22 protein-coding genes are annotated in these 24594 nt (G+C 65.0%); 9 read left to right on the top strand and 13 right to left on the bottom strand.

Annotation, left to right across the window (positions count from 1 at the left end):
- The first annotated feature begins 62 nt into the window (after nucleotides 1–62).
- The 3 genes from AC2CQI_RS19100 to AC2CQI_RS19090 all read left to right on the top strand — a co-directional run bounded on the left by AC2CQI_RS19100 (nucleotide 63) and on the right by AC2CQI_RS19090 (nucleotide 4100).
- Complete coding sequence (locus AC2CQI_RS19100) at nucleotides 63–593, top strand: RNA polymerase sigma factor (RefSeq protein ID WP_075805227.1); 531 nt, start codon at nucleotides 63–65, stop codon at nucleotides 591–593.
- Nucleotides 590–1570: a FecR family protein gene (locus AC2CQI_RS19095; RefSeq protein ID WP_484577595.1), complete on the top strand. Its 981-nt coding sequence runs from the start codon at nucleotides 590–592 to the stop codon at nucleotides 1568–1570. Before AC2CQI_RS19100 ends, AC2CQI_RS19095 begins: the two co-directional genes overlap by 4 nt.
- A gap of 187 nt (nucleotides 1571–1757) precedes the next feature.
- Nucleotides 1758–4100, top strand: coding sequence for a TonB-dependent siderophore receptor (locus AC2CQI_RS19090; RefSeq protein ID WP_484580640.1), 2343 nt, complete (start codon nucleotides 1758–1760; stop codon nucleotides 4098–4100).
- A gap of 167 nt (nucleotides 4101–4267) precedes the next feature.
- Here AC2CQI_RS19090 and ilvD read toward each other — a convergent pair whose 3' ends face one another.
- Nucleotides 4268–6109 carry a dihydroxy-acid dehydratase gene (gene ilvD / locus AC2CQI_RS19085; protein ID WP_484577594.1) on the bottom strand — a complete coding sequence of 614 codons (1842 nt, stop codon included), beginning with the start codon at nucleotides 6107–6109 and terminating at the stop codon, nucleotides 4268–4270.
- A gap of 321 nt (nucleotides 6110–6430) precedes the next feature.
- On the opposite strand from ilvD, the gene AC2CQI_RS19080 reads away from it, so the two are divergent.
- Together AC2CQI_RS19080 and AC2CQI_RS19075 are read left to right on the top strand one after the other, a co-directional pair.
- Nucleotides 6431–6913, top strand: coding sequence for a DUF2867 domain-containing protein (locus AC2CQI_RS19080; protein ID WP_075805224.1), 483 nt, complete (start codon nucleotides 6431–6433; stop codon nucleotides 6911–6913).
- 217 nt (nucleotides 6914–7130) lie between these two features.
- The gene (locus tag AC2CQI_RS19075; RefSeq protein WP_075805223.1) at nucleotides 7131–7532 is read left to right on the top strand and encodes a type II toxin-antitoxin system HicB family antitoxin; all 402 of its coding nucleotides are present in this window, start codon (nucleotides 7131–7133) and stop codon (nucleotides 7530–7532) included.
- Here AC2CQI_RS19075 and AC2CQI_RS19070 read toward each other — a convergent pair.
- Both AC2CQI_RS19070 and AC2CQI_RS19065 read right to left on the bottom strand, forming a co-directional pair.
- Nucleotides 7488–8654 carry an MFS transporter gene (locus AC2CQI_RS19070; RefSeq protein WP_484577593.1) on the bottom strand — a complete coding sequence of 389 codons (1167 nt, stop codon included), beginning with the start codon at nucleotides 8652–8654 and terminating at the stop codon, nucleotides 7488–7490. The genes AC2CQI_RS19075 and AC2CQI_RS19070 overlap by 45 nt on opposite strands.
- Before the next feature lie 180 nt (nucleotides 8655–8834).
- On the bottom strand, nucleotides 8835–10031 hold the full coding sequence (locus AC2CQI_RS19065) for a class I SAM-dependent rRNA methyltransferase (RefSeq protein WP_484577592.1): 1197 nt from the start codon (nucleotides 10029–10031) through the stop codon (nucleotides 8835–8837).
- A 196-nt stretch (nucleotides 10032–10227) separates the two neighbouring features.
- On the opposite strand from AC2CQI_RS19065, the gene AC2CQI_RS19060 reads away from it, so the two are divergent.
- Entirely contained in the window at nucleotides 10228–11040 is an 813-nt protein-coding gene (locus AC2CQI_RS19060; protein WP_178392037.1) for an HDOD domain-containing protein, read from the top strand.
- Between the two features lie 3 nt (nucleotides 11041–11043).
- The gene (mutM, locus tag AC2CQI_RS19055; protein ID WP_484577591.1) at nucleotides 11044–11856 is read left to right on the top strand and encodes a bifunctional DNA-formamidopyrimidine glycosylase/DNA-(apurinic or apyrimidinic site) lyase; all 813 of its coding nucleotides are present in this window, start codon (nucleotides 11044–11046) and stop codon (nucleotides 11854–11856) included.
- Nucleotides 11857–11978: 122 nt separating this feature from the next.
- Here mutM and ggt read toward each other — a convergent pair whose 3' ends face one another.
- From ggt to AC2CQI_RS19025, 6 genes are all read right to left on the bottom strand, one after another.
- Nucleotides 11979–13664, bottom strand: coding sequence for a gamma-glutamyltransferase (gene ggt, locus AC2CQI_RS19050; protein ID WP_484577590.1), 1686 nt, complete (start codon nucleotides 13662–13664; stop codon nucleotides 11979–11981).
- Complete coding sequence (locus AC2CQI_RS19045) at nucleotides 13664–13915, bottom strand: YfhL family 4Fe-4S dicluster ferredoxin (RefSeq protein WP_011531711.1); 252 nt, start codon at nucleotides 13913–13915, stop codon at nucleotides 13664–13666. Before AC2CQI_RS19045 ends, ggt begins: the two co-directional genes overlap by 1 nt.
- A 111-nt stretch (nucleotides 13916–14026) precedes the next feature.
- A complete protein-coding gene (coaD, locus tag AC2CQI_RS19040; RefSeq protein WP_075805217.1) occupies nucleotides 14027–14506 on the bottom strand; it encodes a pantetheine-phosphate adenylyltransferase in 480 nt (159 codons plus the stop codon).
- 72 nt (nucleotides 14507–14578) lie between these two features.
- Complete coding sequence (locus AC2CQI_RS19035) at nucleotides 14579–16207, bottom strand: GMC family oxidoreductase (RefSeq protein ID WP_484577589.1); 1629 nt, start codon at nucleotides 16205–16207, stop codon at nucleotides 14579–14581.
- A gap of 14 nt (nucleotides 16208–16221) precedes the next feature.
- Entirely contained in the window at nucleotides 16222–16707 is a 486-nt protein-coding gene (locus tag AC2CQI_RS19030; protein WP_484580639.1) for a twin-arginine translocation pathway signal protein, read from the bottom strand.
- Between the two features lie 54 nt (nucleotides 16708–16761).
- Nucleotides 16762–18180: a coniferyl aldehyde dehydrogenase gene (locus AC2CQI_RS19025; RefSeq protein ID WP_484580638.1), complete on the bottom strand. Its 1419-nt coding sequence runs from the start codon at nucleotides 18178–18180 to the stop codon at nucleotides 16762–16764.
- Between the two features lie 185 nt (nucleotides 18181–18365).
- On the opposite strand from AC2CQI_RS19025, the gene AC2CQI_RS19020 reads away from it, so the two are divergent.
- On the top strand, nucleotides 18366–19031 hold the full coding sequence (locus tag AC2CQI_RS19020) for a TetR/AcrR family transcriptional regulator (RefSeq protein ID WP_484577588.1): 666 nt from the start codon (nucleotides 18366–18368) through the stop codon (nucleotides 19029–19031).
- Nucleotides 19032–19061: 30 nt separating this feature from the next.
- Nucleotides 19062–19916: a sulfurtransferase gene (locus tag AC2CQI_RS19015; protein ID WP_484577587.1), complete on the top strand. Its 855-nt coding sequence runs from the start codon at nucleotides 19062–19064 to the stop codon at nucleotides 19914–19916.
- Here the strand turns inward: AC2CQI_RS19015 and AC2CQI_RS19010 are convergent, their stop codons facing one another.
- The 4 genes from AC2CQI_RS19010 to AC2CQI_RS18995 form a co-directional block, all read right to left on the bottom strand.
- The gene (locus AC2CQI_RS19010; protein WP_484577586.1) at nucleotides 19917–20903 is read right to left on the bottom strand and encodes a hydrolase; all 987 of its coding nucleotides are present in this window, start codon (nucleotides 20901–20903) and stop codon (nucleotides 19917–19919) included. It lies immediately after the preceding gene.
- Nucleotides 20904–20992: 89 nt separating this feature from the next.
- Complete coding sequence (rsmD, locus tag AC2CQI_RS19005; RefSeq protein WP_484577585.1) at nucleotides 20993–21574, bottom strand: 16S rRNA (guanine(966)-N(2))-methyltransferase RsmD; 582 nt, start codon at nucleotides 21572–21574, stop codon at nucleotides 20993–20995.
- A complete protein-coding gene (locus tag AC2CQI_RS19000; protein WP_484577584.1) occupies nucleotides 21574–23022 on the bottom strand; it encodes a M16 family metallopeptidase in 1449 nt (482 codons plus the stop codon). Before AC2CQI_RS19000 ends, rsmD begins: the two co-directional genes overlap by 1 nt.
- Nucleotides 23019–24371 (bottom strand): M16 family metallopeptidase, encoded by a 1353-nt coding sequence (locus tag AC2CQI_RS18995; protein WP_484577583.1) that lies wholly within the window; start codon nucleotides 24369–24371, stop codon nucleotides 23019–23021. Before AC2CQI_RS18995 ends, AC2CQI_RS19000 begins: the two co-directional genes overlap by 4 nt.
- Nucleotides 24372–24594: the final 223 nt, after the last annotated feature.

The raw sequence follows: 24594 nt of genomic DNA, 5'->3' as shown, positions 1-24594 counted from the left end.
TGCGAATAACTCTTATCTTCTGCTAGCGTGCGCACCTCTTGAGACCCCGCCAGGAAGTGCCCGTGTCTTCGTGGAATACGCAGATCGCCCGCTTGTTCGCCGAGCAGAAGAAAGCACTGGAAGCCTTTGTCGCGCGGCGCACCGGCAATAGCCAGGTGGCTGCGGACCTGACCCAGGAATCCTTCCTGCGTCTGGCGCGGCTGCCCGCCGACAAGAAGATCGACAACCTGCCGGCCTTTCTCTTCACCATCGCCAGCAACCTGGTCCGCGATCACCAGCGCCAGGTGATCCGCCGCGAACGCCTGGACGCCGGCGAGCCCAGCGAAGACCTGCCGTGCAGCGCCCCCGGCGCCGAGGAACAACTCGCCAACCAGCAGGAACAACGCTTGATGCAGGCCGCCATCGAAGCCCTGCCCGAGGCGACCCGGCACATCTTCCTGCTCTATCATGTCGACGAATTGTCCTACCGGGAGATCGGCGAACGCCTGCAGATCACTCCGCGCAGCGTCGAGTACCAACTGCGCCGCGCCCTGGTGGACTGCCGGGCCTACATCAAGGCCCGCCTGCTCAACGACACGCCGGAGGCCCGATGATCGAGCCTGCCGTCGCCATGGATACCCGCATGACCCACCCCGACATCCCCGATGCCGATACGCTGTTCGACGAGGCCAGTGGCTGGTACTACCGCCTGCAGGCCGAGGACGTGACGGCCCGGGAGCGCGAGGATTTCACCGCCTGGCTGGCGCTTGGCCCGGCCCAGGCGCAGGCCTGGGATGAAGTGCTGGCGCTGCTCGGCGCCCTGCGCGAGCCGGCCCGGCAAGTGCGTGAGGCCGATCGCGCGCGCTGGCGCAGGCCGAAGCTGCGGGTCTGGGCCAGTGCGGCGGCGGTGCTGCTGGCGGTGGGACTGTTCACCTTCGCTACACCCTGGCCGGATCGCTGGCGCGCCGATTACGCCACTGCGACCGGCGAGGCGCGTAGCCTGGACCTGGCCGATGGTTCGAAGGTCGAGCTGAATACCGATACCGCCATCAGTCTCGATCTCGGCCCGAACGAGCGCCGCGTGCAACTGCTGCGCGGCGAAGCCTGGTTCGAGGTCAGCGCCGATGCGGCGCGGCCCTTCGTGATCCGCTCCGGTGACGGCTGGGTCAAGGTGGTCGGCACCCGTTTCAGTGTCTCCCGCCAAGGCGACCTGACCCGGGTGCGGGTGGCCCAAGGCAGGGTCCAGGTCAGTGCTGGCGGTGACGCGAGCGTGCTGCTGGAGCCGGGGCGCGGCGTCGATTACCGCGACGACCGGCTGGGCGCGGTCAGCCCCTTCGACGGCGCCGCCGAGTTCGCCTGGCGCCAGCGCCAGCTGGTGTTCCGCCAGCAGCCGCTGGCCGAGGTGGTGGACGAACTGAACCGCTACTGGCCGGGCCAGACCCTGGTCCTCGGCGAAGCCCTGCGTCAGCGCAAGGTCTCCGGCGTGTTCGAAATCGACAAGCCCGACGCCGTGCTCAAGGCCCTCAAGCACACCCTCGGCCTCAGCGCCGAGCAGTACACCCCCTATCTGCGGGTGCTGCGCGAAGGCTGAAGAGAATTTTCAAAAAGTTTCAGGGTTTCCCCAAATCCCGTCGTCCTTGAACTCGTAGGCGCGAATAGCAAGCACTCTCAGATAGTGCGGCGCCGCTCAACGACTTCGACGATTTGGGGGAGCTTCACCGATGCCACACACCACCACCCGGCGCCACCTGCCGACCCTGCTCGGCCTGGCCATCGCCATGGGCTGCGGGACCTTCACCCTGCCGGCCCTGGCCGCCAGCGAAGCCCGGGCCGAGGTTTATCGCTTCGATATCCCGGCGCAATCCCTCGATGGTGCGCTGGCGGCCTTCAGCGCGGTGACCCGGGTGCAGGTGCTGGTCACCTCGGAAGTCACCCAGGGTCTGCGCTCGCCGGGCCTGAGTGGCAGTTATCCACAGGGCGAGGCACTCGGCCGGCTGCTGGCGGGCACCGGGCTGTCCGCCAGCTATATCGATGGCGACAGCGTGACCCTGGAAAAGCGCGTCAGCGGTGACGAAGCCCTGCAACTCGGTGCCACCCGGATCAACTCCGACCTGCTCGGCGCCACCACCGAGAACAGCCATTCCTACACCACCGGCGCGGTGACCATCGGCAAGGGCGAGCAGAAGCTCAAGGACATCCCGCAATCGGTCTCGGTGGTCACCCGCCAGCGCATGAACGACCAGAACATGAACAACCTGCAGGACGCCATGCGCCAGGTGACCGGGGTCACCATCAAGTCCTACAACTCCGGTTCCAGCCTGAACGACGTGTACATGCGCGGCTTCCTGGTCGATCAGGTGCAGGTCGACGGTGTTTCGCAAGCCACCGGCCAGGGCGACCTGGCCACCAGCTTCGACCTGGCGATCTACGACCGCGTCGAAGTGCTGCGCGGCCCGAGCGGCCTGTACCAGGGCTCCGGCGAACCCGGCGGGACCATCAACGTGGTGCGCAAGCGGGCCCTCGGCACCTTCGGCCTGAATGGCGAGTTCTCGGTGGGCTCGTGGGACAACTATCACTCCAGCATCGACGTCACCGGTCCGCTGAATGCCGACGGCAGCCTGCGCGGGCGTTTCGTCACCGCCTATGAAGACAACCAGTCCTGGGTCGATTACGCGCAGAACGAGCGGCCGACGATCTATGGCCGCCTGGAATACGACATCACCCCGTCCACCACCCTGTCCCTGGGCGGCACCTACCAGAAGAACCGTTCGACCCCGGCGTTCGGCCTGCCGGCCTATGCCGACGGCAAGCTGCTCGACGTCAGCCGCTCGACCTTCGTCGACGCCAAGTGGAACGAGCTGGACGAGCGTGTCTGGGAAGGTTTCGCCGAGGTTGACCATGCCCTGGACAACGGTGGCCAGTTCAAGACCTCGCTGACCTACCGCGATGCGGAGACGCCGACGCGCAACTTCACCTGGTCCGACGATGCGGTGGACCCGGCTACCGGCGACAGCTGGGCGGTGGCGTATTCCTACTACACCCATATCAAGAGCCTGGGCCTGGACAGCTTCGTCACCCTGCCGGTGGAAGCCTTCGGGCGCACCCACGAATTCACCGCGGGCGCCGAGTACCAGCACCTGAACAAGGACTTCACCTACGGCGGTGGCGAGTACTTCCCGATCAATGTGTTCGATCCGGGCAGCATCGACATTCCCAAGCGCGAGTTCGCCATGGACAACGGCACCTGGTCCACTTCCCGGCAGTACGGCATCTATGGGCGGGCGAAGATCGCCGCCACTGACGAACTGGACGTGATCCTCGGCAGCCGGGTGACCTGGTTCGAAAGCGAGGGCAAGAACGCCAACGCCTATTTCAACCAGTTCGGCGAAACCGAGACCGATATCAACCGCAAGTTCATCCCTTATGGCGCGCTGGTCTACAAGCTGACCCCGGAGCTGTCGGCCTATGCCAGCTACACCAAGGTGTTCAAGCCGCAGACCGATATCGACGCCAGCGGCAGCGTCATTGCCCCGCGTGAGGGCGAGCAGTACGAACTGGGCCTGAAGCGTGAATTCCTCGACGGGCGCCTGAACGGCAGCCTGGCGATGTTCCGCATCTACGATGAAAACCGTGCTGAACTGGTGTCTGGCGGGCAGTACTACCGGGCCCAGGGCAAGGTGCGCAGCCAGGGCTGGGAAACCGAGCTGAGCGGCAACCTGACCGACAACTGGAGCGTGGTGACCGGTTATGCCTACACCATGACCCGCTCGCTGAACGGCGCGGAGGATGGCAGCACCTACAGCACCATCACGCCGAAGCACAACTTCAACCTGTGGACCGACTACCAGTTCAGCGATGGACCACTGCAGGACTTCAGTGTTGGCGGCGGTGTGCGGGCGGTGAGTGCCACTTATTACCGTCGCAACGTCGACTTCGAGCAGGGCGGCTATGCGACGACGTCGGCGCAGATCGGCTACAAGGTGAACAAGAACGTCTCGCTGAAGCTGACCGGCAACAACCTGTTCGACCGCAAGTACTACGAGCGCGTGGATAGCCCGTGGGGCTCGAACTTCTATGGCGAGCCGCGCAATTTCACCTTCACCGTGCGGGCCAGTTACTGAGTGATTTTGGGCCTGCTGCGCAGGCCTTCGCGGGCAAGCCACGCTCCTACGGGGTACTCGGTCTTCTGTAGGAGCGTGGCTTGCCCGCGAAGGACCGCAAAGCGGTCCCAATGGCCCATAAAAAAACCGGCGCTCAAGGCGCCGGTTTTTCATTGCTCATCTACCACTCACAGCCCGTCAAGCAGCGCCTTGTTACGCACGGCACCCTTGTCGGCACTGGTCGCCAGCAGGGCATAGGCCTTCAGCGCGGTGGTCACCTTGCGCGGACGCTGTTCCACCGGTTTCCAGCCCTTCTGGTCCTGCACGATGCGACGTGCCGCCAGTTCTTCATCGCTGACCAGCAGGTTGATCGCCCGGTTCGGGATGTCGATCAGCACCTTGTCGCCGTCCTGCACCAGGCCGATGGCACCGCCGGCAGCGGCTTCCGGCGAAGCGTGGCCGATGGACAGGCCCGAGGTGCCGCCGGAGAAGCGGCCGTCGGTCAGCAGGGCACAGGCTTTACCCAGGCCCTTGGACTTCAGGTACGAGGTCGGGTACAGCATTTCCTGCATGCCCGGGCCGCCTTTCGGACCTTCGTAGCGAATGATGACGATATCGCCTTCCTTCACTTCGTCGGCGAGGATGCCGCGCACGGCGCTGTCCTGCGACTCGAAGATCTTCGCGTTGCCTTCGAACACATGGATCGACTCGTCGACACCGGCGGTCTTCACCACGCAGCCGTCGAGGGCGATGTTGCCGTACAGCACGGCCAGGCCGCCCTCTTGCGAGTAAGCGTGCTCGACACTGCGGATGCAGCCGTTTTCACGGTCGTCGTCCAGGGTGTCCCAGCGGGTCGACTGGCTGAAGGCGGTCTGGGTCGGGATACCGGCCGGGCCTGCCTTGAAGAAGTGGTGCACCGCTTCGTCGTCGGTCTGGGTGATGTCCCACTTGGCGATGGCTTCTTCCAGGCTCGCCGAGTGCACGGTCGGCACGTCGGTGTGCAGCAGGCCGCCACGGGCCAGCGAACCGAGGATGCTGATGATGCCGCCGGCACGGTGGACGTCTTCCATGTGGTACTTCTGGATGTTCGGCGCCACCTTGCACAGCTGCGGCACCTTGCGCGACAGGCGATCGATGTCGCGCAGGTCGAAGGCCAGCTCGGCTTCCTGGGCGGCGGCCAGCAGGTGCAGGATGGTGTTGGTCGAACCGCCCATGGCGATGTCCAGGGTCATGGCGTTCTCGAACGCCTTGAAGCTGGCGATGCTGCGCGGCAGCACGCTGTCGTCGTTCTCGCCGTAGTAGCGCTTGCACAGCTCGACGATGGTACGGCCGGCGGTGAGGAACAACTGCTCGCGGTCGGAGTGGGTCGCCAGGGTCGAACCGTTGCCCGGCAGGGAAAGGCCCAGGGCTTCGGTCAGGCAGTTCATCGAGTTGGCGGTGAACATGCCGGAGCAGGAACCGCAGGTCGGGCAGGCGCTGCGCTCGTACTCGGCGACTTTCTCGTCGCTGGCGGTGGAGTCGGCGGCGATGACCATGGCGTCGACCAGGTCCAGGCCGTGGCTGGCCAGCTTGGTCTTGCCGGCTTCCATCGGGCCGCCGGACACGAAGATCACCGGGATGTTCAGGCGCAGGGCGGCCATCAGCATGCCGGGGGTGATCTTGTCGCAGTTGGAGATGCAGACGATGGCGTCGGCGCAGTGGGCGTTGACCATGTACTCGACGGAGTCGGCGATGATCTCGCGGCTTGGCAGCGAATAGAGCATGCCGTCGTGACCCATGGCGATGCCGTCATCCACCGCGATGGTGTTGAACTCCTTGGCCACGCCGCCGGCGCGTTCGACTTCGCGGGCGACCAGCTGGCCCAGGTCCTTCAGGTGCACGTGGCCCGGGACGAACTGGGTGAAGGAGTTGGCGATGGCGATGATCGGCTTCTTGAAATCCTCGTCCTTCATACCGGTGGCGCGCCACAGCGCGCGGGCACCGGCCATGTTGCGGCCGTGGGTGGACGTTTTGGAACGATAATCAGGCATGAAGCACTCCTGGCGGCTCATCAGGTAACAGAAAGGGGAGTGAGCTTCTCTTGTCCTTGGTACCGGAAGGCAGGTGGCCGCTGGTACGGATGAGGCCAAAGACGTCGCGGGATCGCCGCACGCTTGGCCAGAGCTCATAAACCCGCCGGGGGATGACTGGCGATGAATAGGCCGATTCTACACCGCTGGCGAGCGGAAGGAACGGCGCAATGGACAGTTGGTTCGCGTGCTCACGATTTTGCCGACGGGCTCGCTTTCCGCGAGCTAGAGCGCTACCGTGGGCGCCTTCGTCATCCTGACGACCTTTTTCACGGAGGAAATATGGTCCACCCAGCCGATGTGCCCGCCAGCAGCGTGCTGCGCATGCTCTCTACCACGGCCTGGTTCTTCGACTGTTTCGCCCGCCGCGTCACCCCGGAACAGAGCCTCACCGCCCTCGATGCCTACCAGCGCATGAGTCGCGCGGTGCCGGGCTGGATCAACCGTGCCTTGCGGATTCGCGACCTGATGGTGCGCCCGTTCGGGCTCAAGCCGGTGGCTGGTTTCAACCTGCGCGAGCAGAAGACCCCGCGGGTGGGGGAGCAGCTGGATTTCTTCCAGATTGCCGCGGTGACGGACCGGGAGCTGGTGTTGTCGCTGAAGGACAGTCACCTGGATGTGCTGATCTCGGTGCATCTCGACCCGAACAACCAGCTCAGCCTGACCTCCATCGTCGAGCCGCATAATTTGCTGGGGCGGGTGTATATGCGCCTGATCCTGCCGCTGCATCGGCGGGTGGTGAAATCGATGCTGGGTGGTCTGTAACGCGTCTGTTCAGATGTACACCGACCCTGTGGGAGCTGGCTTGCCAGCGATGACTGTGGTGAATTCACTATCGCAATCGCTGGCAAGCCAGCTCCCACAGGGTCCGCGACGTCCTTTCGCTCGGTGTGTGGATAACTCCAGACACATCTTTCTCAAGGCTCTCCCGAGGAGCCGGGGATAAGGTCAACTCCCTCGCGCCAAAAGCCAGGAGCCGACCATGCACTACCCAATCTGCATCGAATGGGGCTACGACAACACCGCCACCGGAATCCAGATCCCCGACATCCCCGGAGCAGTCACCGCTGGCGACAACTTCGAGGAAGCCTACGCTGCCGCAATCGAAGTCGCTCACATCATGCTCGAAGAGATCGCTGGCAACGGTGAGCCCATCCCCATGCCCACCAGAACTGCCGTTCACCGGAGCAATCCTGACTTCGCCGGAATGGGTTGGGGAATGCTGGAAATCGATATCACTCCTTATCTGGGTAAGACCGAGAAGGTCAATGTCACCTTGCCGGGTTTTGTGATCCAACGGATTGACCGCTATGTCCGCGATCACAATGTGAAGAGCCGTTCATCCTTCCTTGCCGATGCGGCGATGGAGAAATTGGGGCGCTAGGAGGAGTGCTCCGGCAGCGGCGAGAATCAGGAAGCCAGCGCCCAGACTTCGGGGTAATTGCTCGCTGAACAAGGTAATTGCGGCACTGGCAAGCGCCCCCGCCGCAAACACCAGCGTACTGAGCAGCGCCGCTGCCGCCCCAGCCCGGTCTGGATGCAACGCCAGCGCACAGCTGGTCGCCGCCGGACGAACCAGCGTCGTACCTGTTGTTCCCACAATCACCGGAACCAGAAACCGCAAGGGCGTCAGTTCCTGCCATTGGAAAACCAGCATCGCTCCCGCCAGCGCTATCAACACAAGCCCCAGCCCAATCTGCTGCAACGGCCTCAGGTACTTGTCCAGCCTTTGCGCCAACAGCCCGGCGGCCAGGTAAGCCAGACCGAAAAGCAGAAAGAACTCCCCGAAACGCTCCGGCGACAACCCAAGCCGCTCCATGAACATCAGTGGCGAAATCACGATGAATGCGAAATGGCAGGAAAAGGCCACGGAGGCGAGTGCGCCCAGGCGGAGAAACGAACGGTCGCGGAGCAACGGACCGTAGGCCTCGATCAGACCTGTTCGAATGCCCATTGGTCGGTGGTCCTTGGGCAGCATCGACAGGCACATCACCCAGACCATCCCCGCCAGCACCCCGAAGGTGACAAAGCTGGCCTGCCAACCGAAGCTGCTCTGCAACCCGCTCCCCAGCAGCGGCGATATCGAGATGAACAGCCCGCTGGCTGTGGTGAGCAGAATCCTCAAGCCATTCCTCTGCCGGGCACTGAACAGGTCCTGAATCAGCGCTTGCGACAGCACGAAGCAGCCACATCCCAGTGCTTGCAGCATGCGGAACGCCAGGAAACTCGGGTAATCCGCGGTCAGCGTGCAGCCGATCGCGCCAGCGATGGACAGCGCCAATCCCGCCAACAACAGGCGACGGCGCCCCACCTGGTCTGAAAGTGGCCCGACGATCAGTTGCGCTATCGCGACCATGAGGGCGAACAGACTGACCGACAAGGCGACCTGGGCGGTATCCACGGCCATATGGGCACTGATCGCGGGAAAAGAAGGAAGGATGACATCCAGAGGAAAGGCGCCAAGGAGCGTCAGCAGAAGCAGGAATGCGATGACAGCATGATGCATGGAGACTCCGGAAACAGGTCATTGGGGCAACCTTTCCACGCTAGTCGGCAGTCTTCCCACGAATCGCTGGATATCGGACAGGACATTTCCGGCACAGTTGTCAGTCGATTACCGGCATCAAGGCCCAGCCCCAAACAAAAAATCCCGGCACCAGGCCGGGATTTTTCATTCAAGCGCTTATCAGCTGTTAGGCAACAACCGGCAAGTAATGCTCTTGATATAGCGAGTCTCCGGAATCGCCGGATGCACCGGATGGTCCGGCCCCTGACCGCCACGCTCGAGGAACTGGATATTCCGGTCCAGGTGACGGGCACTGGTCAGCAGGATGTTCTGCAGATCATCTTCCGGCAGGTGCATCGAGCACGACGCGCTGACCAGGATGCCATCCTTGCTGAGCATGCGCATGGCCTGCTCGTTCAGGCGGCGGTAGGCGGCCTCGCCGTTCTTCAGGTCCTTCTTGCGTTTGATGAACGCGGGCGGGTCGGCAATGATCACGTCGAAACGCTCTTCCGCAGCCTTGAGTTCACGCAGGGCGGCGAAGACGTCGCCTTCCACGCAGGTGACCTTTTCCGCGAAACCGTTCAGCGCAGCGTTGCGCTCGACGCCATCCAGGGCGAAGCCCGAGGCATCGACGCAGAACACTTCGCTGGCGCCAAAGGCACCGGCCTGCACGCCCCAGCCACCGATGTAGCTGAACAGGTCGAGCACACGCTTGCCCTTGACGTACGGCGCCAGGCGCGCGCGGTTCATGCGGTGGTCATAGAACCAGCCAGTCTTCTGGCCTTCCATCACCGGGGCTTCGAACCTGACGCCGTTCTCTTCCAGCGCAACCCACTCCGGCACTTCGCCGTAGACGGTCTCGACATAACGCTCCAGGCCTTCGGCATCACGGGCCGAGGAGTCGTTCTTGAACAGGATGCCGCTCGGCTTGAGCACCTGGATCAGCGCAGCCAGGACGTCGTCGCGCTGACGCTCCATGGTCGGCGAGGCCAGCTGGACCACAAGGATGTCGCCGAAACGGTCGACCACCAGGCCCGGCAGCAGGTCGGAATCACCGTAGACCAGGCGGTAGAACGGCTTGTCGAACAGACGCTCGCGCAGCGACAGGGCGACGTTGAGGCGGTGCACCAGCAGGGATTTGTCCAGCGACAGCTTGATGTCGCGGGACAGCAGGCGGGCGCAGATCAGGTTGTTCGGGCTCAGGCCGACGATGCCCAAGGGTTTGCCCCCCGCGGTTTCCAGCAGCGCCTGGTCGCCGGCCTTGAAGCCGTGCAGCGGGGTGGCGGCGACGTCGATCTCGTTGCTGTAGACCCACAGGTGGCCGGCGCGCAAACGGCGGTCGGCATTGGCTTTGAGACGAAGGCTGGGCAGGGACATGACGTCGCTCCGGAAAAAAGAGCGGGAGTATACCGCGCCGGCCCGGCCTGGCGCCCGTCGCCGCGACAAATTGCATGGCGAGTGGCCGTCACTTGGCCGAGTGATCAGGTTAGAATCGCCCCTCAGCCCCGAGTGCGAACTTATGATCCAGGAACTCACCGCCGAACAGATCCAGCACGCCCTGCAAGGCATCAGCGTGCCGCCCCAGCCGCAGATCATGGTGGATCTGCAGATGGAGCAGTACATGCCCGATCCAGACCTGGAGGTGATCGCCAAGCTGATCTCCCAGGACCCGGGGCTGTCCGGTGCGTTGCTGAAGATCGTCAATTCGCCGCATTACGGCCTGAGCAACAAGATCGCCTCGATCCAGCGCGCAGTGAACCTGCTGGGCAGCCGTTCGATCATCAACCTGATCAACGCGCAGTCGATCAAGGGCGAGATGAGCGACGAAACCATCGTCACCCTCAACCGCTTCTGGGACACCGCCCAGGACGTGGCCATGACCTGCCTGACCCTGGCCAAGCGCATCGGCTCCCAGGCGGTGGACGAGGCCTACGCCCTGGGGCTGTTCCACGATTGCGGCGTACCGCTGATGCTCAAGCGCTTCCCTGACTACATGAGCGTGCTGGAAGACGCCTACGCCAGTGCCGGCGACCGCCAGCGCGTGGTCGACACCGAGAACCAGGTGTTCAACACCAACCATGCGGTGGTCGGCTACTACACCGCCAGGTCATGGCGCCTGCCCGAGCATGTGAGCAACGCCATCGCCAACCACCACAACGCCCTGGCGGTGTTCAGCGATGAGTCGCCACGCAGCGTGCCGCTGAAGAACCTGCTGGCGATCCTGAAGATGGCCGAGCACATCTGCGCCTCGTACCGGGTGCTGGGCAACCAGAACGTCGACCACGAATGGAACAGCGTCGGGCACCTGGTGCTGGACTATATCGGCCTGTCGGAATACGACTTCGACAACCTCAAGCAAACCATCCAGGAATTGGGTAGCCACTGATCCATGCCGGAATTACCTGAAGTCGAAACCACCCGTCGCGGTATCGCGCCCTATCTCGAAGGCCAGCGCGTCAGCCGCGTGATCGTCCGCGACCGGCGCCTGCGCTGGCCGATCCCGGAGGATCTCGATGTGCGCCTGTCCGGGCAGCGCTTCGTCTCCGTGGAGCGGCGGGCCAAGTACCTGTTGCTGAATGCCGAGGTGGGGACGCTGATCAGCCACCTGGGCATGTCCGGCAACCTGCGCCTGGTGGAAGTCGGGTTGCCGGCGGCCAGGCACGAGCATGTGGATATCGAGCTGGAGTCCGGCCTGGCGCTGCGCTACACCGATCCGCGACGCTTCGGCGCGATGCTCTGGAGCCATGCGCCGCTGGAGCATGAGTTGCTGGTGAAACTCGGGCCGGAGCCGTTGACCGACCTGTTCGAAGGTGAGCGGCTGTTCCAGATGTCCCGCGGGCGGGCGATGGCGGTCAAGCCGTTCATCATGGATAACGCGGTGGTGGTGGGCGTGGGCAATATCTATGCGACCGAAGCGCTGTTCGCGGCGGGGATCGATCCGCGCCGGGAGGCGGGGAGCATTTCCAGGGCGCGGTATCTGCGGCTGACCATCGAGATCAAGCGGATCCTCGCGGCGGCGATCGAGCGTGGCGGGACCACCTTGCGCGACTTTATCGGCGGCGACGGGCAGCCGGGGTATTTCCAGCAGGAGTTGTTCGTTTATGGACGGGCGGGGGAGCCGTGCAAAGTCTGTGCTTCGACGTTGCGGGAAGTGAAGCTGGGGCAGCGGGCCAGTGTGTTTTGTCCGCGGTGCCAGAAATAGGGTTTTGTGCTGGATTTGATGGCCTCATCGCTGGCAAGCCAGCTCCCACAGGTCCAGCGGTGCACGCGATCCCTGTGGGAGCTGGCTTGCCAGCGATAGGGCCAGTAAGAACACCCCAAAAATCAGGGCTTCAGCACCTCTGAACTACCAACACCTCGGGGATCACTGGCCGACTCCAGCCGCCCACCCTGCTTGTCCCAGAACAGCACCTGCTGGTTCCCGTAACTGCGCCCCACATCTTTCAGGTTATACCCCCGGGCCCGCAGCGCTTCCATCTCGGCCGCACTGAACGCCCCCGGCTCATGCTCCACCACATCCGGCAGATACTGGTGGTGATACCGCGGCACCGCCGGCCAGCTACTCACCGGCCGCCCATCCAGATACTCCAGCATCGACAGCAGCACCATGCTCGGAATCCGGCTGCCCCCCGGCGTACCAAAGGCCGCGAACTCCGCCGGACTCTCGATAAAGCTCGGACTCATGCTCGACAACGGCCGCTTGCCCGCGGCCACCGCATTGGCCTGGCTGCCCGCCAGCCCATAGCTGTTGCTGCCCTGGGGATCGGCGGCGAAATCGTCCATCTCGTTGTTCAGCACCACCCCGGTCCCGACCGGGGTAAAGGCCGCGCCAAATGGCAGGTTGACCGACAAGGTCGCCGCCACCGCATTGCCCTCGGCATCGATCACCGCGAAATGGGTGGTGTGGTCGCCTTCGCGCCAGGGTGGCGAAGGCGGCAGGCTCGAACTGGGTGTGGCGTCATGCACATCGATGCTGTTCGCCAGGGCGGTCAGGTGCTGGCGCGAGAGCAGTTGCGGGATGGGGTTATCCACATGGTCCGGATCGCCCAGCAGCCCGCGATCACGGTAGGCCCGGCGCAGCACTTCCAGCACATAGTGGGCGCGCTGGACCTTGTCCGCGCTCTGCCACGGCAGGCGTTGCAGCATCGCCAGGCTCTGGGCGATGGCGACACCACCGGCGGACGGCGGCGGGGCGCTGATCAGCTCGCGCTGGCCGGCCAGGCGATAACGCAGTGGTTCGCGTTCGACGACGTGGTAATCGGCCAGATCCTTCTGGCTCCAGATCCCGCCCGAGGCATTCACTTCCTGGACCAGCTTCGCCGCCACCGGCCCTCGATAGAAGCCATCGCGGCCATGCTCGGCCAACTGTTGCAGGGTCACCGCCAGTTCCGGCTGACGAATCAGCGTTCCCGGCTCAGGCACTTTCCCGTTGTCGAGAAACAGTCGGGCGGTTTCCGCATCGTCGCGCATGGCGCCCTGGCGCATTTGCGCCCGGTCGCGATAGATACGGTCAACGGCAAAGCCCTGGTTGGCCAGGCGAATCGCCGGGGCCAGGGTGTTCTTCAGCGGCAGTTTGCCGTAGCGCGCCGCCAGCTCATCCAGCGCCGCCGGCAAGCCGGGAATGGCAGCCGCCAGCGGACTATTGATCGACAGGCCCGGCTGCTCCTTGCCGTCTTTCAGATACATGTCTGCCGTAGCCCTGCCGGGCGCACGTTCGCGGGCATCGATAAAGCGATAGGCGGTCGGGCTGCCGGGCTGGCGCAGCAGGAAGAAACCACCGCCGCCAAGCCCCGAACCATAAGGCTCGACCACGGCCAGCGCAGCGCTCACGGCAATCGCCGCGTCGAAGGCATTACCGCCTTGCTCGAGGATTTCCCGCGCCGCAGCGGTCGCTGCAGGATGAGGTGTCGCCAGCGCCGCACGCCCCGGGCCATCGGCCAGGGCCGTGAGGCTGCACAGCGCCAGGCCGGCGCCAAGGAGCAGGGAGCGAAGCGCGGCGACGCCGGTCATCAGGCCTTGCCGGTGATACGGCGGTACTTGGCCATCAGCTCGTCTTCGGTTTCCGGATGGGCTTCATCCAGGGGGATGCAGTCGACCGGGCAGACCTGCTGGCACTGCGGTTCGTCGTAGTGGCCGACGCACTGGGTGCACAGGTTCGGGTCGATCACGTAGATCTCTTCGCCTTGGGAGATGGCGGCGTTCGGGCACTCGGGTTCGCAGACGTCGCAGTTGATGCAATCGTCGGTGATGATCAGGGACATGGGGACTCCGGCCAGGGTTTCAGGCCCGGGCAATTGAAAACCAATGGGCGCAATTGTGCCGTATTAGCGCCCATGTTGCACGCGGGCGCCGGTTTTCCTGGCCAGATGAGATTACTTCTTGAAACGCTCGGTCAGCGCGTCGGCCACCGCCGGGTGGACGAACTTGGTGATATCGCCGCCCAGTGCCGCGATCTCGCGGACCAGGGTCGAGGAGATGAACGAATAACGTTCCGACGGGGTGAGGAACAGGCTCTCGACGTCGGGCGCCAGTTGCCGGTTCATGTTCGCCAGCTGGAACTCGTACTCGAAGTCCGACACCGCGCGCAGGCCGCGCAGGAACACATTGGCCTGCTGCTCCTTGGCGAAGTGCGCCAGCAACGAGGAGAAGCCGAGGACTTCGACGTTGGGCAGGTGCTTGGTCACTTCACGCGCCAGTTCGACCCGTTGTTCCAGGGGGAACAGCGGATTCTTCTTGGGGCTGGCGGCGACCGCGATGATCACGTGGTCGAACAGACGCGAGGCGCGTTCGACCAGATCGCCATGGCCCTTGGTAATAGGGTCGAAAGTACCCGGGTACAACACTCGGTTCATCGCGTCGTCCTGGCAGGAGTGCGTTAGGGACTCGGATGGTAGCGCAGCCGATACGCCCGGGCCAAGTCGCCATCACCGGCCAAAGGCACTATGGACAAGGCCGCCCGAGGCGTTTCCAAGGCGTTCGCCCAGCAACTGGCTGAGCCGCGCGGTGATGGCATAGACCGACAATTGCGGGTTGGCGCCGATGCTGGTGGGGAACAGCGAACCGTCGTGGATCGACAGGTTTTCCAGCTGGTGGTGCCGGCCCAGGCTGTCGCAGACGCTCTGCTCCGGGGCTTTGCCCATGGCGCAGCCGCCCATGACGTGGGCGCTGCCGAGGCGGGTGAGGAAGAGTTCCAGGTTCAAGCCGTCGATCATTGCCTTGGCTTCGGCGAGGTTGCCTGCGGGCCGACTGGCGGTATGCAGCGGCAGCACGGTTTGAGCACCTGCGGCGAACTGGATCTGCGCCATGCTGTGGAAGGCCCGGCGCACCCCGTCCCAGGCGTAAGGCGACACCGGGTAATCCAGCACCGGCGAGCCATCGCCGCGCAATTCCACGCTGCCGCCCACGCTCTGCGGGTGAAAACCGTCGCGCAGCAGGGCCAGCATCACATGGGTGTGCGGCAGGTCGGCCATGCGCAGGGCGTTGTCCTCACCGAAGCCGCCGAGCAGGGTGGAAGCCAGGGCCGGGTGCAGCGGCGGGACTTCCAGCTTGTAGCCCATGGGCCCGTCGACGCCGTTGCGCCACTGGAAATGGTCGCTGTAGATCGACTGCGGCGCACCGTAGAACGGGTTTACCGGCTCGGCGAAGCGCGCTGCGCTGAAGTTGACCAGATGCAGGAAGGTACGTTTGCCCAGATGGCGGTGCGGGTCCGGTGCCTTGGAACGCAGGAGCAGCGCCGGGCTGTTGATGCCGCCGCCAGCGAGCACGTAGTGCCTGGCGCGGACGCGTATGCGACGGCCGGTGGTCGCCACGCAGTGCTTGTCCATCGCCACGCATTCCAGCGCGGTGATTCGTTCTCCGTCATGTTCCAGGCGTTCGGCCCGGGTCAGGTAGAGCAGTTCCCCACCGTGCTCCAGCGCCGCCGGGATGCTGGTCACCAGCATCGACTGCTTGGCATTCACCGGGCAACCCATGCCGCAGTAGCCGAGGTTCCAGCAGCCGCGGACATTGCGCGGGATCACCTTCCAGTCCAGCCCCAGCGCCGAGCAGCCCCGGCGCAGCACGTCGTTGTTGGCGTTGGGCGGCATCTGCCAGGGCGTGATGCCGAGGCGCTGTTCCATGCGTTCGAACCAGGGCGCGAGATCATCCACGCCATGGCCTTCGACCCCGTGTTCACGGGCCCAGTGGCGCAGGGTCGGCTCCGGGGTGCGGAAGCTGGAGGTCCAGTTGATCAGGGTGGTGCCACCGACGGCGCGGCCCTGGAGGATGGTGATCGCGCCGTCCTTGCTCAGGCGGCCGATGCCTTCCTGGTAGAGGCTGGCGTAGGCTTCGTTCTCCAGCATCCTGAAGTCGCTGCTGGTCTTCAGCGGGCCTTCCTCGATCAGCAGCACGCGATAGCCGGCGGCGCTGAGGATTTCCGCGCTGGTGGCGCCGCCGGCGCCGCTGCCGATGATGGCGATATCGGTTTCCAGGTTCAGGTCCTGGTCCAGGGTCGAGGCGTCACGGGCTTTCCAGCCACGGGCGAGGCCGTCGCGAAACAGATCGGGTACAGGCATGGTCGGGCTCTTGTTCAGATCTTCGGTGGGCCGGGATAACCGCAGGCGCCCCAGGACTCGGGCAGGCTGTACCAGGCCATCAGCAACAGTTGCAGCAGCGAGCTGTAGCCCTGGCGCAGCAGGTTCAGCGAGCTGTCCTGCCAGCGCAGGAGGAAGGCTTCGATGCGCTGCGGCGACGCTTGCTGCCATGAGCCCCAGACCCCGGTCAGCGGACCGCGGGTAAAGGGCAGGGCGAGCACGTCGAACAGTTGCCGGGTCAGCTTGAGCATTTCCGGGGAGAGGCTGGCCAGGGCTTCGTCGAGACGGGCGAGGACCTTGTCGAGCGGCGCCTGGGTGCCTTGCAGCACCACAGGCGTCACCGCCCGCAGCATGGGCAGGTCGTCGTTGCGCAGGATGCGAAAGCCGTTGGCCGGGGTTTCGGCGGCGCAACCGACCAGGCTGGCGCCGCCGAGAAACAGCGTGGCGCCAAGACTGAACTTGAGCAGGCCGCGACGGTTCAGCGCGGCGACTTCGGGCAGGCGTATTGTCATTGTTCTTGGCCTGTTATGCAGCGATCAGCGGATGAAGAAGCGGTACACCAGTTGTTGCAGGCGCTTGCCGTAGGGCGGGTAGATCAGCCGCGCCAGGTTCAGACGCTGCTTGGCCAGCACGCCCTTGGCCTGGCTGAAGGTCTGGAAGCCCTCGAACCCGTGGTAATGCCCCATGCCGGACGGGCCGACGCCGCCGAAGGGCAGGTCGTCCTGGGCCACATGCAGCAGGGTGTCATTGAGGCAGGCGCCGCCGGAATGGGTGTGGTCCAGCACCAGGCGTTGCTCGCCGCGTTCGTAGCCGAAGTAGTACAGGGCCAGCGGACGCGGACGCTGGTTGACGTAGGCAATGGCCTCGTCGATCTGGTCGTAGGGCACTACCGGCAGCAGCGGGCCGAAGATCTCGTCCTGCATCACCTGCATGGCGTCGCTGACGTTTTCCAGGACCAGCGGCGGCAGGCGGCGGTCCGGCGGGGTTTCGTCCGGGTACAGGCTGGTGACCCGCGCGCCCTGGCGGCGGGCGTCCTCGAGGTAGCCGTTGAGCCGGGCCAGATGGCGCGGGCTGATGATCGCGGTGTAGTCCGGGTTGCCGGTGACCTGTGGATAAAAGCGCCGCACGGCGTCGCGGTAGGCGTCGATAAAGCCGGGGATGCGCTCGCGGGGGACCAGCACGTAGTCGGGGGCGACGCAGGTCTGCCCGGCATTGAGGGTCTTGCCGAAGGCGATGCGTTCGGCAGCGTCGGCCAGGGGCACGGTTTTCGAGACGATGGCCGGGGACTTGCCGCCCAGTTCCAGGGTGACCGGGGTGAGATTGTCGGCGGCGGCGCTCATCACCTTGCGCCCGATGCTGGTGGCACCGGTGAACAGCAGGTGGTCGAAGGGCAGGTGGGAGAAAGCCTCGCCCACGTCGGCCTCACCGAGGACCACGCAGACCATGTCCGTGGGGAACACCGATTCCAGCAGCGACTTGAGCACCAGGCCGGTGGCCGGGGTGGCTTCGCTGAGCTTGAGCATCACCCGGTTGCCGGCGGCGAGGGCACCGGTCAGCGGGCCGATGGCGAGGAACAGCGGGTAGTTCCACGGCACGATGACCCCGACCACGCCCAGCGGCTGGTACTGGACCCGGGCGCTGGCGGGCTGGAAGGCCAGGCCGACGGCGCGGCGCCTGGGTTTCATCCAGCGGGCGAGGTGTTTTTCCGCGTGGGCCAGGCCGAGGACGCTGGGCATCAGTTCGGCGAGGCGGGTTTCGTCGGCGCTGCGGCCGTTGAAATCCTGGTCGATGGCGGCGATCAGTTCGTCCTGGCGGGCGATCAGGGCCTGGCGCAGGGCCTTGAGCCATTGCCGGCGCTGGGCCAGGGGCGGCATGGGCAGGCGGGCGAAGGCGGTGCGTTGGTCGGCGAACAGGGTGTCGAGCCAGTCCAGTTGGGACATCGGGACCTCCGTGATTTGTTGTTTGGGCTAGAGCATATACTCTAATCCTGATTTTGTATGGGGCTTGAGGGCCTCATCGCTGGCAAGCCAGCTCCCACAGGGTTCGCGGTGAATTCCCCACAGATCCCATGGATGCAACCCACCGACCGACACCGTAAGATCAACCAATCATTTCAAGCTCATGAATCCGGAACCGACTCATGGCCCCGCGTATCAAGACCCGCGAGCGCATCGTGCAAAACAGCCTGGAGCTGTTCAACCAGCAGGGCGAGCGCAGCGTCAGCACCAACCATATCGCTGCGCACATGGAGATTTCGCCGGGCAACCTGTACTACCACTTCGCCAATAAGCAGGAAATCATCGCCGAGCTGTTCAGCCAGTACGAGGAACAGGTCGAAAGCTTCCTGCACCCGCCCAAGGGCCGCCTGGCCACGGTCGAGGACAAGCGCTTCTACCTGAAGGCGATCCTCGCGGCGATGTGGAACTACCGCTTCCTGCACCGCGACCTGGAACACCTGCTCGACAGCGACAAGGACCTCGCCGACCGCTACCGGCGCTTCTCCCAGCGCTGCCTGTTGCAGGGCCAAGCCATCTACGAGGGCTTCGTTGCCGCCGATATCCTCGAGATGAATGCCGTGCAGCTCGAGTCGCTGACCCTCAACACCTGGATCATCCTGACCTCCTGGGTGCGCTTTCTCTGCACCACCCGGGAAAATTCCGCCCACCTGAGTGAAGAAGCCATCAAGCGTGGTGTCTACCAGGTACTGGTGCTGGAACTCGGCTACGTCACCCCGGCGGCACGCGCCGCGGTGGACGCGCTCTGCAAAGAATTCTACGTACCGCTGCAGCAGGCGCTGGAGCAGTAACGTGCCCTTTCAATCGATATGGAGACTGTCATGCCCCTCGCGCAACTGATTGCACCCCGGCAACTGGCGGAACGCCTCGGCGATCCGAAGCTGGTGATTCTCGATTGTCGTTTCGCCCTGGAGGACGTTGACTACGGTCAGCGCAGCTACGCCGAGGGGCATATTGCCGGGGCGCACTTCGCCGATCTGGAGCGCGACCTCAGCGGGCCGGTGGTCAAGGGCGTGACCGGGCGCCATCCGCTGCCGCAGCCGGGGCGGCTGATCGAACGCTTCCAGCAGTGGGGCATCAACAATGACAGCGACGTGGTGCTGTACGACGACGGCCCCGGTGCCTTTGCCGCCCGTGCCTGGTGGTTGCTGGCCTGGCTCGGCAAGCGCAGCGGCGTGTCGATCCTCGATGGCGGCCTCAAGGCCTGGCATGCGGCGGGCCTGCCGCTGAGCCTGGACCCGGCGGAGCGCCGCGAAGGCAACTTCACGGGCAAGCCGGACCCGAAACTGCTGGTCAGCGCCCAGCAACTGCGCGAGCGCCTGGGCGACCCGGCCCTGACCCTGCTCGACGCCCGCGCCTTGCCGCGCTTCCGTGGCGAAGTGGAACCGATCGATCCGGTGGCCGGGCATATCCCCGGTGCGCAGTGCGCGGCTTTCACGGAAAACCTCGGGGCCGACGGGCATTTCCTTCCGGCGGACAAGCTCAAGGCACGTTTCGCCGCCCTGCTGGGTGAGCGCAAGCCGGAAGAACTGGTGGCCTACTGCGGCTCCGGCGTCACTGCCTGTCACAATCTGTTCGCCCTGAGCCTCGCCGGCTACCCGCTGGCGCCGCTGTACGCCGGCTCCTGGAGCGAATGGATCACCGACCCGCAGCGCCAGGTCGCCACCGGCGACTGATCACCCCTGCCGCGCCAGCCACTCGGGAATCCGCCGTTCCAGGTAGTACCCCGGCTGGCGCAGGCTGCCTTCGATGAACCCGACATGACCACCGTGGGCGTGCAGCTCCAGGGTGGTCGTGCTCGCCAGTTCGCCGGCTTCGGGCAGGCTGTGGCGGAACACGAAGGGGTCGTCGCTGGACTGGATGATCAGGGTCGGGGTGCGGTTCTCGCCCAGGTAATAGCGGCTGGACGAGCGCTTGTAATAGTCGTGGGCATCGTCGAAGCCGTTGAGCGGCGCGGTGATGCGGCCGTCGAAGTCCCAGAAGGTGCGCATATTGGTCAGCGGCCCGAGGCGGGCCAGGGTTTCCAGGCCTTCGTGATGGCCGCGATGGAGGAAGTCGCGCTCCTTGGTCTTCACGTAGCTGATCATTTCGCGGATGAAATGCCGCTGGTAGACCCGGGAAAAGCCGAGGCCGATACGGTCGGCGCACTGGTCCAGGCGAAACGGCACCGACACCGCCACGGCGCCCTGCAACTGGCTGGCCGAGCCGGCTTCGCCCAGGTGCTTGAGCAGTACGTTGCCGCCCAGCGAGTAACCCACGGCGTACAGCGGCGCGGACGGGCGCTGGGCGCGCAGATGGGCGATCACTTCCGCCAGATCCTCGCTGGCACCGGAGTGGTAGCTGCGCGGCAAAAGGTTCGGCTCGCCGGAGCAGCCGCGCCAGTTCACCGCCACACTGGCCCAGCCCCGGGCCTGCAGGGTGTGCTGCAAACCGAGGACGTAATGGGACGACGACGAGCCGGTCAGCCCGTGCAGCACCAGGACCAGCGGCGCATCAGCGCGATGCGGGCCGCCCCAGTCCAGGTCGAGAAAATCACCGTCAGACAGCCACAGGCGTTCGCGCTGGTGATCCAGCGGTACCGATTTGCGCCAAAGGGGGCCCCAGAGGGTTTGCAGGTGTGGATTGCGCAGGCCCGTTGCGGGCTTGAAGGCTGTGGACATCATGGCTTCACTCGGAAAAACGCGGCAGCTCTGTCAACCAGTGTACGTGCTGGTTGCAGCCGCTGCCGCGCCGTATGACGGACAGATGACGATCAGCCGCGTTCCCACAGTGCGTAATGCACCTGGCCGGCTTTCTTTTCCCGGTGCAGGCGCCAGCTACCCGGCAGGTTCAGCGACGACGGGGCCGTCTCGCTTTCGATGTAGATCCACGCGTGATCGGCCAGCCAGCCACCGTTTTCCAGGAGCTCGCAGGCTTGCGGAACCAGGTCCTGATGGAAGGGTGGGTCGAGAAAGACCACGTCGAATTGCTGCTTGGCTTCACCTTGCAGGTAACGCAGCACGTCACTCTGCACCACCTTGCCACGCGGGCAGCGCAGCACTTCGAGGTTGTTGCGCAGGCTGGAGATGGCCACGGCGTTGCTGTCCACGGCCACCGAATCGCCGGCCCCGCGGGACAGGGCTTCCAGGTACAGCGCGCCGCTGCCGGTGAAGGCATCCAGCACCTTGGCCCCTTCGATGTACGGGGCGATCCAGTTGAACAGGGTTTCCCGCACCCGGTCCGGCGTCGGGCGCAGGCCGGGGGCGTGGGGGAAGCTCAGGCGACGGCTGCGCCATTCGCCGGCGATGATGCGCAACTGGCCTTGGCCCGTTTGCGGCTTGGATGGACTGGCCATTAATGCTCCGGTACGCCGAGCGGCTGCTCGGCGGGTTTGGCGAGGGGCGGTGGCAGCGGCTGCTGCGGCACGTTCGGCCCTGCGGTAACGATCACCATCTTGTCCGCGGACAGGTGGCGATTCAGCGCATCCCGGACCTGCTCGACGGTCAGTTCCTGGGATTGGCGCATGTAGTCTTCAAGGTAGGTCAGCGGCAGATTATAGAAGCCGATGGCCCCCAGTTGCCCGACGATACTTGCGTTGCTGGCATTGGACAGCGGGAAGCTGCCGGCCAGCTCGCGCTTGGCGTCGTCCAGCTCTTGCTGGGTCGGACCGGTCTTCAGGTAGTCGCGCAGCAGGTCCTGGACCAGCTTCAGGGTGCCTTCGCTCAGCTCGGCACGGGTCTGCAGGTTGATCATGAACGGCCCGCGCGCCTGCATCGGCACGAAGGTGGAGTAGACACCGTAGGTCAGGCCGCGTTTCTCGCGGACTTCGCTCATCAGCCGGGTGCCAAACGCACCGCCGCCGAGGATCTGGTTGCCCAGGGACAGTGCGGCGTAGTCAGGATCGTTGCGGTCGATGCCCAGTTGCGCCAGCAGCAGGTGGGTCTGCTTGGACGGGAAGTCGATATGGCTTGGACCGGCCTTCGGCTCCACAGGCTGCTCGACCTTGGCCAGCGCCGGGCCTTTCGGCAGGGCGGCGGAGACCTGGGCGGCGATGGCTTCGGCGTCCTTGCGGCTGAGGTCGCCGACCAGGGCGATCACCGTGTTGCCGGCGGCGTAGGCCTTGGCGTGGAAGGCGCGCAACTGGTCGATGGTGATCGGCGGGATGCTCTCGGCAGTGCCGTCAGCCGGGTGACCGTACGGGTGCTTGCCGTACAGACGCTCGAACAGTTGCAGGCTGGCCAGCTTGCCGGGGTTCTGCTTCTGGTACTCGAAGCCGGCGAGAATCTGGTTCTTGATCCGCGCCAGGGCGTCGGCAGGGAAGGTCGGCTTGCCCACGACTTCGGCGAACAGCTTCAGGGCCGGCTCGCGCTTGTCGGCCACGCTCAGGCTGCGCAGCGAGGCCACCGCCATGTCGCGATAGGCACCGTTGCCGAAGTCCGCACCCAGGCCTTCGAAGCCCTGGGCGATGGCGTTGACGTCCTTGCCGGCCACGCCTTCGTTGAGCATGGCGTTGGTCAGTGCGGCCACGCCCGGCAGGTTGTCGTCATGGCTGCTGCCGGCGGCGAAGGTCAGGCGCAGGTCGAACATCGGCAGCTCGTGGGCCTCGACGAAGAGCACGCGGGCGCCTTCGGCGGTGTTCCAGGTCTGGATGTTCAGGGTGCGGTGGGTCGGCGGCGCCTTGCCTTCCAGCTCCGCCACGGATTGCAGGGTGTTGGCGGGCTTGGTGTCGGCGGCGTGCACCGGGCCGATCAAGGCGAAAGCCAGGGCGGTGGCGGCGAACAAGCGGGTGGTCGGCTGGATCATTTCGCCGGCTCCTCGGGCAGTACATGGGCAACGCTGAGGCGTTCACGGGTGAAGTAGGTGCGGGCGGCGGCCTGGATATCCGCCGGGGTCACGCTCTTCAGCTCGTCCAGTTCGTTGTCGATCAGCTTCCACGACAGGCCGACGGTCTCCAGCTGGCCGATGGTGGTGGCCTGGCTGCTGATGGAGTCGCGGTCGTAGACCAGGCCGGCGATGACCTGGGCGCGCACGCGTTCCAGTTCCTCGGCGCTTGGCGGGGTGGTCTTCAGTTCATCCAGAAGTTTCCAGATACCGGCTTCCACGTCGGCCAGGGTCTTTTTCTTCTGGGTGTTCGGCGTGGCCGAAAGAACGAACAGGCTGTCGCCGCGGGCGAACGGGTCGTAGCGGCTGGACGCACCGGCCACCAGTTCCTCGCCGCGCTCCAGGCGGCTGGCCATGCGGGCGCTGTAGCCACCGTCGAGCAGGGCCGAGATCAGGCGCAGGGCGTGCACTTCACGGGGGTTCCTGGCGGTGGCCAGGCCCGGCACGTTGAAGCCGAAGATCAGGCTCGGCAACTGGGTACGGACATGCACGGTGAGCTGGCGCAGGCCGGGCTCGGCCAGTTCCAGCGGCAGCTTGCTCGGCGGCAGGCTGCGTTTCGGGATCTTGGCGAACCAGCGCTCGGCCAGCTTGCGCACCTCATCCACGGTCACGTCGCCGACCACCACCAGGGTGGCGTTGTTCGGCGCGTACCAGGATTCGTACCAGTGGCGCAGTTCCTCGACCTTCATGCGCTGCAGGTCGGCCATCCAGCCGATGGTCGGGGTGTGGTAGCCGCTGGCCGGGTAGGCCATGGCCTTGAACAGCTCGAAGGCCTTGGCCCCGGGATTGTCGTCGGTGCGCAGGCGGCGTTCTTCCTTGATCACCTCGATCTCGCGGCTGAACTCGTCGGCCGGCAGGCGCAGGCTGGCCATGCGGTCGGCTTCCAGTTCCAGGGCGACGTTCAGGCGATCCCGGGCCAGCACCTGGTAATAGGCGGTGTAGTCATCGCTGGTGAAGGCGTTTTCCTCGGCGCCGAGGTCGCGCAGGATGCGCGAGGCTTCGCCGGGGCCAAGCTTCTCGCTGCCCTTGAACATCATGTGCTCGAGGGCGTGGGACAGGCCGGTCTGGCCCGGGGTTTCGTAGCTGGAGCCAACCTTGTACCAGACCTGGGAAACCACCACCGGGGCGCGATGGTCTTCGCGCACGACCACCTTGAGGCCGTTGTCGAGGATGAATTCATGGGTGGGTTGCGGGTCGGCGGCGAAGGCCGCGAGGGGCATGCAGATCGTGCCGAGCAGCAGGCCGGCGGCACGGCGGGCTAGAGCATTCATCAATGATTCAACCTGTTGGGCTGCCCGCTTGGCCTTAGCGTCGGCGGGCTAGGAGGTGCTAGGATACTGATCCGGTTGCCTGGCGACCATGCCTGTCGAGGATGTCGCCGCAAAGGCTCCCCCGACAAAATAGACGACGCGCACGAACAAGCCGGCTTGAAAGGAGTCTGTTCTGCGTTACAAAAGAATTCTGAGGCGCCGCACTGGCGCATCGCCACCCTGA

The organism is Pseudomonas sp. P2S-1, assembly GCF_057197725.1.
The sequence above is the reverse complement of the archived record's forward strand: the minus strand, read 5'-3'. Positions and strand labels throughout refer to the sequence as shown.